Source organism: Eikenella sp. HMSC071B05 (assembly GCF_001811325.1).
Lineage (GTDB): Bacteria > Pseudomonadota > Gammaproteobacteria > Burkholderiales > Neisseriaceae > Eikenella > Eikenella corrodens.
Genome location: NZ_KV804516.1, coordinates 13,072 through 28,156, shown reverse-complemented (window position 1 = coordinate 28,156; position 15,085 = coordinate 13,072). Strand labels below are relative to the sequence as shown.

10 protein-coding genes and 1 pseudogene are annotated in these 15,085 nt (G+C 53.8%); 10 read left to right on the top strand and 1 reads right to left on the bottom strand.

The genetic code is table 11. The features are described from left to right. Nucleotides 1–569 precede the first annotated feature (569 nt). The 6 genes from nrdG (at nucleotide 570) to rpsO (ending at nucleotide 6,436) form a co-directional block, all read left to right on the top strand. Nucleotides 570–1,124 carry an anaerobic ribonucleoside-triphosphate reductase activating protein gene (gene nrdG, locus HMPREF2796_RS00450; RefSeq protein WP_070630199.1) on the top strand — a complete coding sequence of 185 codons (555 nt, stop codon included), beginning with the start codon at nucleotides 570–572 and terminating at the stop codon, nucleotides 1,122–1,124. A gap of 64 nt (nucleotides 1,125–1,188) precedes the next feature. Next, the gene (gene nrdD, locus HMPREF2796_RS00445) at nucleotides 1,189–2,994 is read left to right on the top strand and encodes an anaerobic ribonucleoside-triphosphate reductase (protein WP_070630198.1); all 1,806 of its coding nucleotides are present in this window, start codon (nucleotides 1,189–1,191) and stop codon (nucleotides 2,992–2,994) included. Nucleotides 2,995–3,338: 344 nt separating this feature from the next. Continuing rightward, nucleotides 3,339–4,382, top strand: a complete 1,044-nt coding sequence (locus HMPREF2796_RS00440; RefSeq protein ID WP_196761997.1) for a PTS sugar transporter subunit IIC — start codon at nucleotides 3,339–3,341, stop codon at nucleotides 4,380–4,382. Nucleotides 4,383–4,474: 92 nt separating this feature from the next. Beyond that, nucleotides 4,475–5,134, top strand: coding sequence for a hypothetical protein (locus HMPREF2796_RS00435; protein ID WP_070630197.1), 660 nt, complete (start codon nucleotides 4,475–4,477; stop codon nucleotides 5,132–5,134). A gap of 6 nt (nucleotides 5,135–5,140) precedes the next feature. Beyond that, nucleotides 5,141–5,917: a TrmH family RNA methyltransferase gene (locus tag HMPREF2796_RS00430; RefSeq protein WP_070630196.1), complete on the top strand. Its 777-nt coding sequence runs from the start codon at nucleotides 5,141–5,143 to the stop codon at nucleotides 5,915–5,917. Between the two features lie 249 nt (nucleotides 5,918–6,166). Beyond that, nucleotides 6,167–6,436, top strand: a complete 270-nt coding sequence (gene rpsO / locus HMPREF2796_RS00425; protein WP_003823508.1) for a 30S ribosomal protein S15 — start codon at nucleotides 6,167–6,169, stop codon at nucleotides 6,434–6,436. Nucleotides 6,437–6,726: 290 nt separating this feature from the next. On the opposite strand, the gene coaBC is transcribed toward rpsO, so the two are convergent. Further along, nucleotides 6,727–7,914, bottom strand: a complete 1,188-nt coding sequence (coaBC, locus tag HMPREF2796_RS00420; protein ID WP_070630195.1) for a bifunctional phosphopantothenoylcysteine decarboxylase/phosphopantothenate--cysteine ligase CoaBC — start codon at nucleotides 7,912–7,914, stop codon at nucleotides 6,727–6,729. A 338-nt stretch (nucleotides 7,915–8,252) separates the two neighbouring features. On the opposite strand from coaBC, the gene HMPREF2796_RS00415 reads away from it, so the two are divergent. The 4 genes and pseudogenes from HMPREF2796_RS00415 (at nucleotide 8,253) to HMPREF2796_RS00405 (ending at nucleotide 15,055) form a co-directional block, all read left to right on the top strand. After that, nucleotides 8,253–12,737 (top strand): autotransporter outer membrane beta-barrel domain-containing protein, encoded by a 4,485-nt coding sequence (locus HMPREF2796_RS00415; RefSeq protein ID WP_070630194.1) that lies wholly within the window; start codon nucleotides 8,253–8,255, stop codon nucleotides 12,735–12,737. Nucleotides 12,738–12,814: 77 nt separating this feature from the next. Beyond that, the gene (locus HMPREF2796_RS00410; protein ID WP_070630193.1) at nucleotides 12,815–13,345 is read left to right on the top strand and encodes an OmpA family protein; all 531 of its coding nucleotides are present in this window, start codon (nucleotides 12,815–12,817) and stop codon (nucleotides 13,343–13,345) included. 194 nt (nucleotides 13,346–13,539) lie between these two features. Then, a pseudogene (locus tag HMPREF2796_RS11440) lies at nucleotides 13,540–13,646 on the top strand (IS5/IS1182 family transposase); the annotation flags it as partial. A 284-nt stretch (nucleotides 13,647–13,930) separates the two neighbouring features. Then, on the top strand, nucleotides 13,931–15,055 hold the full coding sequence (locus HMPREF2796_RS00405) for an ABC transporter ATP-binding protein (protein ID WP_003823499.1): 1,125 nt from the start codon (nucleotides 13,931–13,933) through the stop codon (nucleotides 15,053–15,055). Nucleotides 15,056–15,085 lie beyond the last annotated feature (30 nt).

The window sequence follows — 15,085 nt, the reverse complement described above, 5'->3', positions numbered from 1 at the left end:
ATTCTGGTGCAAAAGATAACGCATTTTTTATCAAACTAAAGCAAAAGCTGGTGCAAGTTTTTTCTCGCGCCAGCTTCGCTCAAATCCGCACCTGATAAAGTTTTCCGCCGTTTTTTGCCTCCGGTCATCCCAGTGCAAAAATAACCACCTCCCCACACTAATTTGCTCGGGTATGTGTGTTTTGGCTAATACATCAAAGGCTACCTGAAAATGTGGTTTCACAGCAACGCTGCTTGGCATCGTTTTGCTGAGATCGAAGCTTCACTTTCAGGTAGCCTTTTTCTTACCTGCAGCAAGTCATGCGCACTTTGCGTTAAGTCAAACTGTGTGTTTGTGGCAGGAGCAGGAAAATTCGGTTTTCCCGAAGTGATGAGCGGATGCAAACCCTTGTCCGTACAAAAATCTTCCCGTGCGGTAAAGCCCGTTTTCATTTAATAATCATTCGTAATTAACCCGATTTAACGGTAAAGCTGCTTGCGTTTTTCCCGGTAAAGCACGACAATCCACCACAACATATAGTGTTTTAAAGTATTTCGCGCACTATATGTTGTATTTTTAAGGATAGGGCTATGGAAACGCTGAATTTTACCCGAGAGCAAATCGTTTGGCAGGAAGTGCCGGGCGAAGTGTCGCTGGCGTTTCTGTTTTCCGGCTGCCCGTTGCGCTGCAAAGGCTGCCACAGCGCCGACAGTTGGAAGGGCTGTTTGGGCACCGAGCTGACTGCCGAATACCTGCAAAGCCGCTTGGAACGTTATCGCGGGCTGATTAGCTGTGTGCTGTTTATGGGCGGCGAATGGCTACCTGAAAAACTGCTGCCGCTGCTGGCGCAGGTGCGTGAAGCCGGGCTGAACACCTGCCTCTATACCGGCCTGGAGCAAGACGAACTGGAGCGCGCCTCCATCGCCATCATCCCGCAGCTGACCTATCTCAAAACCGGCCGCTGGAAAATGGAGTTCGGCGGTCTCGACAGCCCGCATACCAACCAACGCTTTATCGATTTGCGCAGCGGCGAAGTGTTGAACCATCTGTTTGTGAAAGACACGCCCGCCGCCCGCCCCAAAATCATCCCCTTGGTGCACACCCCGCAACCGGCTGCAGAGGGAGCACGTTTCCAACCGGCCTGAACGCAGGCTTCCCACCGATAGTGGCATCCCACGCTAAACTTCACATCAAACCAGGAGAGTACACATGATTCGGCTGCATCCCGAGCAGTTAAACGGCAAACTGCAATTCATGCACGACTACATCAGCGCGCAAAATGCGGCGGACGGCTCGAAAATGGACGCCAACGCCAACGTAACGCAGAAAAACATCGCTACGATGGAAGCCGAGCTGATGAAAGACTTTTTTGTGCAGATTAACCGCGCCCAAGTATCGCGTAAAATTGCCGAAGTGTTCGACCAATCCGTGGCCGACGAATACATCCGCCAGATTGAGGCGCATGAAATCTATGTGCACGACGAAACCAGCTTGAAACCCTATTGCGTATCGGCCACGCTCTATCCCTTCCTGCTTGATGGGTTAAGCAAACTTGGCGGCGAATCTAAAGCGCCGCAACATTTGGCTTCGTTTTGCGGCTCGTTTATCAACCTTGTGTTTGCCATCAGCGCGCAGTTTGCCGGCGCGGTGGCGACGGTGGAATTTCTGACCTATTTCGACTACTTCGCCCGCAAAGACTACGGCGACGATTATTTGGAAACCCACGGCAAAGAAATTGCCAACCATATGCAGCAGGTGGTGTACAGCATCAACCAGCCCGCCGCCGCGCGCGGCTATCAGAGCGTATTTTGGAATATTTCCGTTTACGATCAATACTATTTCGACGCGATGTTCGGCGATTTTGTCTTTCCCGATTTCAGCAAACCGGTGTGGGCGAGCGTGGCGAAGCTGCAAAACTTCTTCCTCAAATGGTTCAATCAGGAACGCACCAAAGCCGTTTTGACTTTCCCCGTCGTTACCGCTGCGATGCTGACCGACGGCGGCAAATGCAAAGACACCGTGTTCGCCGACGAAATGGCGAAAGAGTTGGCGGAAGGCAATTCCTTCTTCGTCTATCTTTCCGACAACCCCGATTCGTTGGCTTCCTGCTGCCGTCTGCGCAACGCCATTGAAGACCGCACCTTCAGCTACACCCTCGGCGCGGGCGGCGTGGCGACCGGTTCCATCAACGTCATCACCATCAACATGAACCGGTTGGAACAAGACGGACGCGACCTTGCTGCCGAAGTCGCCAAAATCCACAAATACCAATACGCCTACCGCAAACTGATGGAAGAATACCAAGCCGCCGGAATGCTGCCCGTTTACGATGCAGGTTTCATCACGCTGGACAAACAGTTCCTCACCATCGGCATCAACGGCATGGCGGAAGCCGCCGAATCGCAAGGCATCAAGGTCGGCTACAACGACGATTACATCAACTTCGTACAAGGTCGTCTGAAAACCATATTCGAAGCCAACCAAGCCGCCAGCAAACACTACGGCGTGAAGTTCAATACCGAGTTTGTCCCCGCCGAAAACCTCGGCGTGAAAAACGCCAAATGGGACAAAGCCGATGGCTACAAAGTCAGCCGCGAATGCTACAACTCCTATTTCTATGTTGTCGAAGACGAAGAAATCAACGCGATCGACAAATTCCTGCTGCACGGTAAAGAACTGGTGGACTGGCTCGACGGCGGCTCTGCGCTGCACCTGAACCTCGACGAAGCCCTGCCCGCATCCGGCTACCGCTCGCTGCTGGACATCGCCGCGCAAACCGGCTGCAACTACTTCTGCGTGAACGTGCGCATCACCATCTGCAACGAATGCGGCCACATCGACAAACGCACCCTGCACGCCTGTTCCACCTGCGGCTCGCACGACATCGACTACGGCACCCGTGTCATCGGCTATTTGAAGCGCGTATCCGCCTTCTCAAGCGGACGTCGCAAAGAACACGCGCTACGGCACTACCACCGCGAGCAGCAACAGCAGAAATGGCGGCAAGTAGCCTAAGCCGTTTGCAATGAAGCCTGCCATTTTCAGGTAGCCTTTCCCCCATATCCGGACTACCTGAAAACTTCAAGCACACCGCCTTTGCGGTGTGCCTTTTTATGTGTTGGTCATCTGTCTTGCTAGTAGGGCAGGGTAGGCTCCGCAGTAATGACGCTGCAGGCTAACTGGCACCAAACAAGCTATGCTGTTACCAATCAACTGGGCCGAATCTTAATATTGAGTAACCCCTTTCTTTTACCCTAATCAAAGGCTACCTGAAAATATTCTCCACCAAATTGACGATCTTTTGGCAGCAGGTCTATAGTCAAGCCAACTATCTCAATACAACCAACAGGAGCAAAATCGTGGAAAAGCTCACCCCAAAATCCTTCATGATGCACCTGCTCAACGGATCGGCCTTAGGCATTGTGGTTGCCCTCGTGCCGGGCGCGCTGTTGGGCGAATTGTTTAAGGCGCTCACGCCGTATTGCGAGCCGCTGGGCATGCTTACGCAAATGATCGGCGCCACCAACGCCATGGTCGGCATCGCCGTGGGCGTGGCCATCGGCTATATGTTTAAATTCACGCCGATTGAATCGATTTCGGTGGGGCTGGCTACCATGGCCGCCGGCGGAGCGGTGCGTTTTGCCGACGGCATCATCCAGCTCAAGGGTACGGGCGATATTTTCACCATGGTGTTCACTGCCGGTATTGCCGTCGGCCTGATTGTGCTGCTGCGCGGCAAGGTGCGCGGCTATGCGATTTTGGTGGTACCTGTGGTGAGCCTGTTTGTGGCGGGCGCGTTGGGGCGGCTGGCGTTTCCGTATTTCATCGCCTTTTCGCAGCTGCTGGGCTCGTGGATTGCCCACCTGCTCACGCTGGAGCAAACGCTGATGGCGGTGTTGATTGCCATCGCGTTTGCCTGCCTGATTGTGTCGCCGGTGTCATCCGTGGGTATTGCCACGGCGATTCATTTGGCTGGCGTGGGCTCGGGTGCAGCCAATTTGGGCATTTGCGCCTGTGCGTTTTCGCTGGCCGTGGCCGGGCGGCGGGTGAACCCGTTGGGCACTTGCGCGGCGCATTTTGTGGGTTCGCCCAAGCTTTCCATGCCCAATATCGTGGCTAAACCCAAGCTCTTGCTGCCGATTATGCTCAATGCTGCGCTGGCTGGGGTGCTGGCTTCGCTGTTTCAAATCCAAGGCACGGAATTTAGCGCGGGTTTCGGCATCAGCGGCCTCATCGGCCCGGTGAACCATTTGAAACTCGCCGGCTGGGGTGCGGGGCAGCTGGCGGTGTCGCTGCTGGTGTTTGTGATTGTGCCCGTGGCCGGGGCGTTTGCAGTGGACTGGCTGTTTGTGAATAAGCTTAAATGGATTGCGCCGGAAGATTACAAGATTGATGTGTCATGAAAAGAGGCTACCTGAAAAATGGGAAAGCAGTTTTAATTTCGTTGAAGTTGCGTTTTCAGGTAGCCCCTTAACACTTCTCATTGAAGATAAACATGCGAAATAAATTGAAGTTGCATCAATTGTATGGCCAAGTAATGCGGGAAGGATTGCCCTTCTCCTGTTTAGTTGAATGGGCAGATCAGCAACTGATGATGGGCAACATTGATGATGCAATTATCCGTTTATCGCTTGCAGATAGCCGTGAACAGGCAATATCGGCGGTAGTCGCTCTTTTGGAAACGAGCATTTTGCTGAACGAGCCCACACTGTTGCCGGAAATCTCGATTCTTTCCCAAGCATACGTATTGGGTGTGCATGAGCAGTGTATAGAATATCAGGCGGATAGAGTATTGATTTGGTGCCCATATGCCCAAGGCCAGCCTGTACCTGAAAAAATCAAGCCTGAATGGATACGGCAGCTACAGGCAATATTTGCCGCAACGGATGCCATCAAGCAGGGGTTGTTTCGGTATTGCACACAAGACTTTCCCGATATCTTGGAGGCTTACCGGGAAGCTGAATGCGAAGATTATGCTTGGCAGGTGGTGGGAATCCGCTTGGATGAAAGCGGGCAGCAGACAGTTTTGACATTAATGCCCAATCTTGACTTTGCTGTGGAGGAGTATGGTTTGCCGGATTGGCCGGTTGATACGCTTTATATCGATTTACAGTGTGAGTCGGATAAAATAAAGATTAGTAGAATTTATGACTGATCGATTATGAACACCATCGAATCCGCCCAAAACCCCGCGCTCAAACATCTGGCCAAACTGCTGCACAGTGCCCGTGCGCGCCGCGAAAGCGGGCAGGCCGTACTGGAAGGGGCGCATTTGCTCGCCGCCTATTTGCAGGTCGGCGGGCAGGTGCTGCAAGTTTATGTGCCGGCAAGCAAAACGCAGCAGCCGGAAACTGCGCGGCTGCTCTCGCAGCTGCCACCCGAACGGGTGGTACAGACGGCGGGCGCGGCCTTACAGAAAATCACCAGCCTCACCGATGCCGAAGAAATCACCGCGCTGATTGCGCTGCCACCTGCCGAGCCGTTTGATGCCGGGGCCGATTGTGTGGTGCTGGAGCGTATTCAAGACCCGGGCAATATCGGCACGATTCTGCGCAGCGCGGCAGCAGCGGGCGTGGGGCAGGTGGTGCTTTCCGCTGATTGTGCCGATGCGTGGTCACCCAAGGTGTTGCGTGCGGGCATGGGGGCACATTTCGCGCTGCGTTTATTTGTTGAGCCGGATTTGGCGGCGTGGCGGGAACGATGCCGCGTGCCGCTGCTGGCCACCGCACTGCGCCGCAACAGTATGAGCCTGTACGATTGCGATTTGCGCGCGCCTGCTGCCTGGCTGTTTGGCAACGAAGGCGCGGGTGTGAGCGAAACCATGCTGGCCGCGGCCAGCCGCCTCGTGCATATTCCGATGGCGGCGCAAACCGAATCGCTGAACGTGGCGATGGCGGCCACCGTTTGCTTGTTTGAGCAGATGCGGCAGCGGTTGTAGCGGAAGTTCGGTTTTCGGCTAAAAGGCTACCTGAAAACTCAGCTTTCTTTGGAAGCCTCGTTTTCAGGTAGCCTTTTGGTTGCACAGCGGCATCATCTTTAGTGCGATTTTGCCTATGCGGCTGTTTTTGGCAGCGGTTTTGTGCCATAATTCGCGCCTGCCTGTTTTAGTAGGCATTAGGAGTTGGCGTGGGTCTTCCCGGCTCGGCCAGCTTGTCCGGCCGCAAGGCTATATTTTTGGAGTTTTATTATGGCATTAACCGTAGAACAAAAAGCGCAAATCATCAAAGATTTCCAGCGCAAAGAAGGCGATACCGGCTCTTCTGAAGTGCAAATCGCTCTCTTGACTTTCCGCATCAACGATCTGGCTCCGCACTTCAAAGCCAACCCGAAAGATTTCCACAGCCGCCGCGGCCTGTTGAAAATGGTGAGCGCCCGCCGCCGCCTGTTGGCCTACCTGCGCAATACCGATGTGGATACCTACCGCGATGTGATTACCCGCTTGAATCTGCGTAAGTAATCTTTGCCCAATAAAAACCGTGCCGCTGGAGTTTTCCGGCGGCACGGTTTTTTGTTTTAGCTACATTACAGTTGCATTTTAGCTTGGCAGCAACTTAGCTTCCTTTGGAAGCCTCGTTTTAGCTTCGCAGAAACTCGCCTTCCTTTGGAAGCCTCGTTTTCAGGTAGCCTGTTGGGCGTAAGGCTACCTGAAAATAGTATCGTTCAAGCGTTGCTTTTGGGTTGCTGCTTTGGTTCTTCTTGCTGCTCTATTTGGTATAGAAAAACGTGCTGCAGCCATAGGGCAGGCTTTCAGGTAGCCTTTTCCAGCAGGCGGGCGATTTCGGCCACGATGGCATCGGCGGTATCGCGTTTGCCCATTTCCGGCAGCGCGGTTTCGGCTGAATCGCTGATGAGTGTTACTTGGTTGTTGCCGCTGCCCATGGCGCTGACGGCGTGGTTGGCCACGATCAGCGGCACGCCTTTGCGCAGCCGTTTGGCGCGGGCATGTTCGAGCACATTGTGGCTTTCGGCGGCAAAACCCACGCAGAAGGGCGCGTTGGGCCGCCGAGCCACGGCGGCGAGGATGTCTGGGTTTTCGGCCAATTCGATAACGGGTGGCGTGCCGCTGCCGTCTTTTTTCAACTTTTCGGCGCTGCGGTTGGCCACGTGGTAGTCGGCTACGGCGGCTACGCTGATGAATACATCGCAGCTGCCTACTTCCCGCATCACAGCTTCGTACATTTCACGTGCGCTGTGGGCATGGTGTACGGCCACTCCGGCGGGTGGGGCTACCTGAAGCTGCCCGGCCACCAGCACCACTTCTGCTCCGGCGGCACGGCAGGCCTGCGCTAGCGCCACGCCCATTCGGCCGCTGGACAGGTTGGTGATGCCGCGCACGGGATCGATAGCTTCAAAGGTTGCGCCGGCCGTGAGTAGCACGCGTTTGCCGGCCAGCAGTTTGGGCGTCCATAAATCGGGCAGCAGTTCGGCCAATTCGGTGGCTTCGAGCATGCGGCCTTCGCCGGTTTCGCCACAGGCCTGGCTGCCGCTGGCGGGGCCGAACACAGTAATGCCATCGGCTTGTAGTTGGGCGATGTTACGCAGGTTGGCCGGGTTGCGCCACATTTCCACGTTCATGGCGGGGGCAACGGCCAGCGGGCAGGCGCGGGCGGCGGCCAGGGTGGAGAGCAGGTTGTCTGCTATGCCGTGGGCGATTTTGGCCAGAGTGTTGGCACTGGCGGGAGCGATAAGGAATACATCGGCCTCTCGGCTGAGGCGGATGTGCACCATGCCGTCGGCGGAATCGGCAGTATCGTCCGTCCACACGGTGTGCCCGCTCAGGGCTTGGAAGGTTTGCGGGGAGACGAAGCCGACAGCAGCACGGCTCATGGCCACGCTCACGGTATGCCCCTGTTTTCTGAGCAGGCGCACAAGTTCGCAGGATTTATAGGCAGCAATGCCGCCGCTGATGCCGAGCAGGATGTGTTTGGTGGGCATGGTGTATGGCGTGATGTGAAAAGATGGGCGCTATGGTAACACAGGGATGGGTGGGGTGTTTCAGGTAGCCTTTGGGTGGGGGAAGGCTACCTAGAACCAGTTGCTGTGTATCAATAACAGGGAAACGATGCTTATTTAGAGTAATCGGTTCAATGAGATGTGTTGCATTGCTGTTTTGTGTCTTTTATCCATCAATTGCTGTTGTTAGTGGTAATTTTTCGTTAGTTCTCTTGTTTGCATATGTTAGAATCTGCCGTTTTCATTTTGCGGAACGGTATGCGGGCATTTGAAACCATGTTCAAATGCGTCAGCGTATTTGCACTTAAGGAGTTAATTTAATGAATAAAATTTATAATATCGTGTACTCTGAAGAGCGTGGCACCTGGGTGGTGTGCTCAGAATTGGAGCGTGCTAGCCGGAAGAAGTCTTCCAATAATTCTGCCGCCAAACTGCTTGCTTCTGCTGCAGTGGTTGGTCTTGGCGTATCTGCTTTGCCCGCAGCAGCTTCTACTTGCGGTGATGGCAGTGTTGTAGCCAATGGTGGTAGCTGCGATATGGGTATATTTAGCGCTACCGTTAATGACCGTAAGGTTGGTCAGGCTTTGGCTAATAATGGCGAAACCGTAACCGTAACCACCCCAGATATCAATAAGATTACATCAGCAGGCAGCTCGTTCCGAGCTGGCAAGCTGCGTGATTTATTTACCGATCCAACGATTCTTCAGCAGTTGGGTAATTTGCAGCGTGTGAACCCTAACCAAAAAGGCGAAACTCGTACTGTTACCGACCCAATCAGCGGCAGTAATCAAACTGTTAACGTATACAATAATATTGGGTTCCTATCCGCGTTGGATATCGATAGCATCGTGGCGACAGGGAATGATGTTTATGTGGATATGCGTATCGGCACCGCCACCGGCAGTGGTAGTAAAATCATTGCCTCTTTGGGCGATCCCAATGCGGCTATAGTAGATAATACAGTTGCCACCAACCGTACGGCTACGCCTATCGCTGCAAAAGATACGCGCATGGTGCAGGCTGAAAACGGCGCTTCGGCGGAATGGACGTCTAAAAACCGCATCCGGTTTGAGCAAAATGTGGTTGCATCCGATAAATTATCTATTACCCAGGCTTTGTTCCAGCCGAAAACCGTTACCTTTATGGATGGCAGCATCCATCAGCTGAACACAGTACAAGATCTGATTAATTACAACGACAATGTGCTGAAACCGGCTATCGGTCAGCCGGGTTTTGCCAAACCTGGAGAAACCCAACAGGCCGCTTATGACCGTTGGTTCAATGAGGCTGCCAAAACTCAAAATTATAAGTTTGAACAACCTAACCCCATTACACCCACTCCGGATTCGTTGCTGCCGACCAAAGAACTTTGGGTTTTGGCTGCTACCGGCAGCGGCTCAACTGCTACCTTGAAGAATGGTGGTCAAATTGACCATCGTACTGGACAAAATACTGGTGGCGGCATGCTGGCTGAAGAAGGCGGTAAGGCCGTTATCGAGGAAGGTGCTAATTTGTCTGGTGTCTTCAGCAGTTTAGTTGTGCGTGGTGCGGGCAGTGTCGGTGAAAACCACGGTGTGATTTCAGGTGGTTATTACGCTTCTGATAATTTCGATACCAGTAAAGCTAGCCAGGCCAATAAAAACGATAATTATGTTGAAGGGACAACAGTTAATGCTACTAATAATGGCGTTTTCAAAAACGACGGTATCATCAACGTTGCCGGCTTTACTTATCCCGATCTGAATTTCAATAACTACGGTATTCGGGTAAACAATAATGCCACAGCTGTAAACCAGGCCGGCGGTGTTATTAACGTTGCGGTGAATCACACGCCGAACAATCCTGTACATGGCGTACATGTGGAAGACAATGGTACGTTTACGGGCGAAGCCGGCAGCGAAATCTTCATCGGCCGTACCGCACAATATAGCAAGAACGCGCCCACTACCTTAATCGGCAACACCTCCGATCAGGTTGGTATCTTGGTGAGAGGCAACAATGCTACCGTAAATCACGATGGCACTATTACCATCGGTAAGGAAACCCAAGGTGCAACCGCTGTTAGGGCAAGTAATGGCAATGCCTCGACTACGGTTAATTTGGGTGCGAACAGTGTCATTAATGTACTGGGCAATGCCACGGTAGCAGGCGGTCAGCCAAAGCAGAATATCGGTGTTCAAGCGCAAAATTCCGGGGCTGCACAAATCACTAATGCCGGCACAATTAATGTGAGCGGCACCAATGCTGTGGGCGAGAACATTGTGGCCGAAGCTGGGCATACGGCCAAGATTACCAATACTGCCAGCAGCAAAATTATTGTGGAAGAAACCAGCGCCAACACTGCTACCCGTAACTACGGCATCTATGCTGAAGGACGAGGCACAGGTAAGGCTGATGTGGTGGTGGATGGTACGCTGACGCTGAAAGGCGATAACGTAATCGGTGCCCATGCGCGCGGCAACTCAGTGATGGACGTGAATTCGAACATGACAACCGTGTTCGATGACGCCAACAACGCAAAAAACCAAATCGCTTACTATATTCATGGTGGTTCAGCTACCGCCAATGTAGCGGCTTTGGCTAATAACACCGATATCACTACTGAAAACTCCACTCTATTCCGTGCGGAAGCAGGCGGCACCATTAATGCGGCAGGCTTGAACGTAACCGCTTCCGGTAAAGATGCAGTCATCTTGGCCAGCAACGGCAAAGATGCCAATGCTAACAAAGCATCCACCATCACAGTAAATAATGGTACGTTCAACCTCACTGGAAACGGCGCAACTGTTGCGCTGGTGTCCGGCGGTGCGACTGGCAATCTGAAGGGCACGGCAACCGTTGCTGACAGCGCCACTGGTGCCACCATCGGTAAGGCAGATGGCAAAAGCTATGGTTTGGAGAATCAACTGATTGCAGGTAGCGCCAGTGATAACACCACCAAACTGGTTTCTGAGCTGAACACCACTACCAACGCAGCTGGCGTAACCGGATACACCGCACAAAACAGCGGTACAGTAGACTATTCAGGTAACCTTGATCTGAAGGGTGCCAACAGCGTTGCCGTACAAACGCTGAATAACGGTACAGCCAACCTGAACAACGCAACGGTGAAAGCCAATGGTGATGCTTTGCGAGCCAATGCTGGCAACAACACCATCAACGTTAATGGCGGCACGGTAACCGGCACCACCAACGTATTTAATTCAGTTGCTGGTACCAACTCACTCGTTGCCACTAATGGCGCGGTGCTGAATGGTGTGATGTCGCTGGCGGCAGGTACTTCTTCCGTGGAGCTGGCTAACGGTACCACTTGGAACAATACCGGCAATTCCACCGTAACCAGCCTGGATAATGCCGGCACCGTAGCCTTTGCTACACCGACTACCGCTGCTGTGGGCAACTACAAAACCATCACCGTAAACGGCGACTACACCGGCAATAACGGTAAATTGGTGGTGAACACCCTGTGGAACAGCGATGCCAACAAAGATTCTGATCACCTGATCATCAAAGGCACCGCTAGCGGTACGACCGTGGTTAGCACGCCGAACGGCATCATCGGTAACATCAGCAAAACCAACGCCCAGCAATTCTCGTCTGACGTGGTTACTGTAGAAACCCCGAGTGCCAATGCCCCTAACCAGCAAGAAGGCCAGCCTGACAGTAATGCCATCTTCACCGGTACGGCTAATACCACCAATGCCGGCCAAGCTCAGCTTGTATTGAAGAGCACTGCTGGCGGTAAAAACGTGTATGCCTGGACGCTGTTTGCCGACCCCAACGCCGGCCCGTCGACCTACATTTACGCCCCTGCCGTAGCCGGCTATGTGTTGATGCCGCAAGTGAACCAAGAAATTGGCCACCACACCATCGGCACCCTGCACGAGCGCCGTGGCGAGAACCAAACCCTGGCTTGGGATGATTGCGCCCGTTGCGGCGAACAAGCCAAAGGCCAAACTTGGACCCGCCTCCTGGGCAGCCGCCTCGATAGTGATGGCAAAGAACGCTTCAATTTTGAAACCAAAATGGGCGGCTTCCAGATCGGCCACGACCTCGCTGTTCACCGCAACGATAAAGGTGGCCACCGTCTCACCGGCGGCTACCTGGCCTACACCCGAGCCAGTACCGATTTCTTCGATCGCTATCGTGCTGTAAACGGCAGCATCAGCCCTGACCACTACAGCGGTAAAGGCACTACCGATGCAGTTAGCCTCGGCTTGAGCAACACCTACTATGCCGCCAACGGCAGCTACTTCGACTTGGTAGGCCAGCTGAGCTGGTTGCGCAACAAATACCAAGATCGCGACAGCGCCAGCGTGAAACAAAACGGCTGGGGTGCTGCCCTTTCTGCCGAAGTTGGCCGTCCGTTTGCCTTAGGCAGCCATGCAGACAACCAAGGTGGCTGGCTGATTGAGCCGCAGGCACAACTGGTATACCAATACGTGGGTCTCAAAGATTTCAACGACGGTATCCGCCAAGTTAGCCAAGACAAACAGCACAGCTTGCGCGGCCGCCTCGGTGCCCGCTTGGCCTACAACGGCCCCAGCCGCAATCTGCGTACCAACACCTTCTATGCCGTGGCCAACGTATGGCACGACTTTATCAAGCCGCATGGCGTAGATATCGGTGAAGACAATGTGCGCGAGAAACGCAACGCCACTTGGGGCGAAGTTGGCCTCGGCGCCCAGCTGCCCGTATCCCGCAACGCCTATGTGTATGGTGATGCCCGCTATCAACACAACTTTGGCAGCACCAGCCGCCATGGTTATCGTGGCAGCGTAGGTTTCAAATACACTTGGAAGTAAGCGTTTGATGTAGCAAAGGCTACCTGAAAAAGTTTGAACGAACAGTTTTCAGGTAGCCCCAACAAGGATTGAATACAATGAATCAGATTACAAAAACCCTCCTCCTCACCGCCTTGGCCGCCGGTTTGAGCAGCCAAGCCGCCGCCCGCGACGTGCACCACCGCTGGTGTGCCGAAGAAGCGCCTGTTGCGCAACCCGTTGTGGCAGCGCCGCAAGTTGAGCGCATCAACCTCTCGGCTGATGCCCTGTTCCGCTTCAACCAATCGGATGCCGCCGATATGTTGCCCGAAGGCAAAGCCACCCTCGACCACTTAGCCGAAAACCTCGTTAGCCGTCAAGCTCATATCGACAGCATTGCCCTCACCGGCCACACCGACCGCCTCGGCAGCGAGCAATACAACTACAATCTCGGCCTGCGGCGTGCTCAAACAGTGAAAAACTATCTGCAGGACAAAGGCGTGCAAGCCCCCATCAGCGTAGCCAGCGCCGGCGAAAGCCAGCCGGTTACCACGGCTTGTACCGGCACCCGTGCTACTGCGGCTCTGAAAGCCTGCCTGCAGCCCGATCGCCGCGTTACCGTGGATATTTCCGGCACAGCAGCGCAATAGTAGTTCAGCCGGTTGGAATGGAGGCTGCCTGAAACACAGCAGAGCGGAATTACCGCCAAGCTGAAATTTCAGGTAGCCTTTTCTATGGTTAAACCAAGGTATTGGATCGTTTGAAATCTTGGGCATGAATTGAGGCTACCTGAAAAAGGAATGATGGCTTGCTGACTTTGCCAGGCAGCTTTCAGGGAGCCTTTTATAGTGGATTAAATTTAAATCAGGACAAGGCGGCGAGCCGCAGACAGTGCACACGTTACGGCAAGGCGAGCCAACGCTGTACTGGTTTAAATTTAATTCACTATACTGCACCGGTATGCCTTCAGTCGGCAACACTTCCCCCCTGCCGAATCGGCTAAAAGCAGGCGCATTCGGTTTTTTTCATTGCCCCTGCCGGTGCTCTATCCTACAATTACGCTTTGCAGTCTGTGATTTATCGCTTGAAATAAAAAACGATACGGGGGCGAATCGCCTCGCCGCTTCAATGCCACCATTTTTACCTCGTTGCTATTTTGAACAAGCATACACAAACTGCCACCTGCGGCTTCCCGTGCGGAAGCCGGTTTGCAACTGCTGCGGAGCCCTGTGCCCATGTCTGAAAAATATATTCCTCCCCAAAAGCCCTATCTGCAAATCAAAGACGTGGTGAAAACCTACGGCGAGAATTATGCGGTGGACCACATCGATTTGGATATCGACCGACACGAAATCTTCGCCCTGTTGGGCAGTTCCGGCTCGGGCAAGTCCACATTGCTGCGTATGCTGGCGGGTATGGAAACGCCGGATCAGGGCAAAATTATTTTGGACGGGCAAGACATCACCCGCCTGCCGCCCTACGATAGGCCGATTAACATGATGTTCCAAAGCTATGCGCTATTCCCGCACATGACGGTGGAACAGAACATTGCATTCGGCCTGAAGCAGGACAAAATGCCCAAAGACCAGATTGCCGAACGGGTAGAGGAAATGCTGCGCCTGGTGCAGATGAGCAAATACGCCAAACGCAAACCGCACCAGCTTTCCGGCGGGCAGCAGCAACGCATCGCGCTAGCCCGCGCGCTGGCCAAGCAGCCCAAACTTTTGCTGCTGGACGAGCCTTTGGGCGCGCTGGATAAAAACCTGCGCCAGCAAACCCAGCTGGAATTGGTGGATACGCTGGAGAAGGTGGGCGTAACCTGTATCATGGTAACGCACGACCAAGAAGAAGCCATGACCATGGCCACACGCATCGCCATCATGTCGGAAGGCCAGTTGCAACAAGTGGGCACACCGCGCGAGGTGTACGACTTCCCCAATAGCCGCTTTACCGCCGAATTCATCGGCGAAACCAATATCTTTGAGGGACATTTGGTGGTGGACGAGGCCGACCATGCCGAAATCGACTGCCCCGAGCTGGCGCAGAATATCCTCATCGACCACAGCGTGGCCGGGCCGGAGGAGCAGACCATGTGGGTCAGCATCCGCCCGGAAGACATCAATATGCACAAGGAAAAGCCGGCCAATGTGGGCGAACACAACTGGACCATCGGCACGGTGAAGGAAATCGCCTATTTGGGCAGCTTCGCCATCTATCATGTGCAGCTGCCCAGCGGGCGCATGGTGAAAAGCCAGGTGCTGTCGTCTTATTGGTATTTGGCCAACCTAGAGCCGCCCACTTGGGACGAAACCGTATATCTGAGCTGGCCGGCCAACCAGCCCGTGCCGCTCACCCGCTAAAGGCTACCTGAAAGCGAAGCTTCAACGCAG

What these genes read in the sequence shown, in the direction of transcription:
- nrdD (WP_070630198.1), top strand. Translation starts at nt 1,189, where the DNA reads ATGATTCGGCTGCATCCCGAGCAGTTAAACGGCAAACTGCAATTCATG.
- HMPREF2796_RS00410 (WP_070630193.1), top strand. Translation starts at nt 12,815, where the DNA reads ATGAATCAGATTACAAAAACCCTCCTCCTCACCGCCTTGGCCGCCGGT.
- HMPREF2796_RS00435 (WP_070630197.1), top strand. Translation starts at nt 4,475, where the DNA reads ATGCGAAATAAATTGAAGTTGCATCAATTGTATGGCCAAGTAATGCGG.
- coaBC (WP_070630195.1), bottom strand. Translation starts at nt 7,914, where the DNA reads ATGCCCACCAAACACATCCTGCTCGGCATCAGCGGCGGCATTGCTGCC.
- rpsO (WP_003823508.1), top strand. Translation starts at nt 6,167, where the DNA reads ATGGCATTAACCGTAGAACAAAAAGCGCAAATCATCAAAGATTTCCAG.
- HMPREF2796_RS00415 (WP_070630194.1), top strand. Translation starts at nt 8,253, where the DNA reads ATGAATAAAATTTATAATATCGTGTACTCTGAAGAGCGTGGCACCTGG.
- nrdG (WP_070630199.1), top strand. Translation starts at nt 570, where the DNA reads ATGGAAACGCTGAATTTTACCCGAGAGCAAATCGTTTGGCAGGAAGTG.
- HMPREF2796_RS00430 (WP_070630196.1), top strand. Translation starts at nt 5,141, where the DNA reads ATGAACACCATCGAATCCGCCCAAAACCCCGCGCTCAAACATCTGGCC.
- HMPREF2796_RS00405 (WP_003823499.1), top strand. Translation starts at nt 13,931, where the DNA reads ATGTCTGAAAAATATATTCCTCCCCAAAAGCCCTATCTGCAAATCAAA.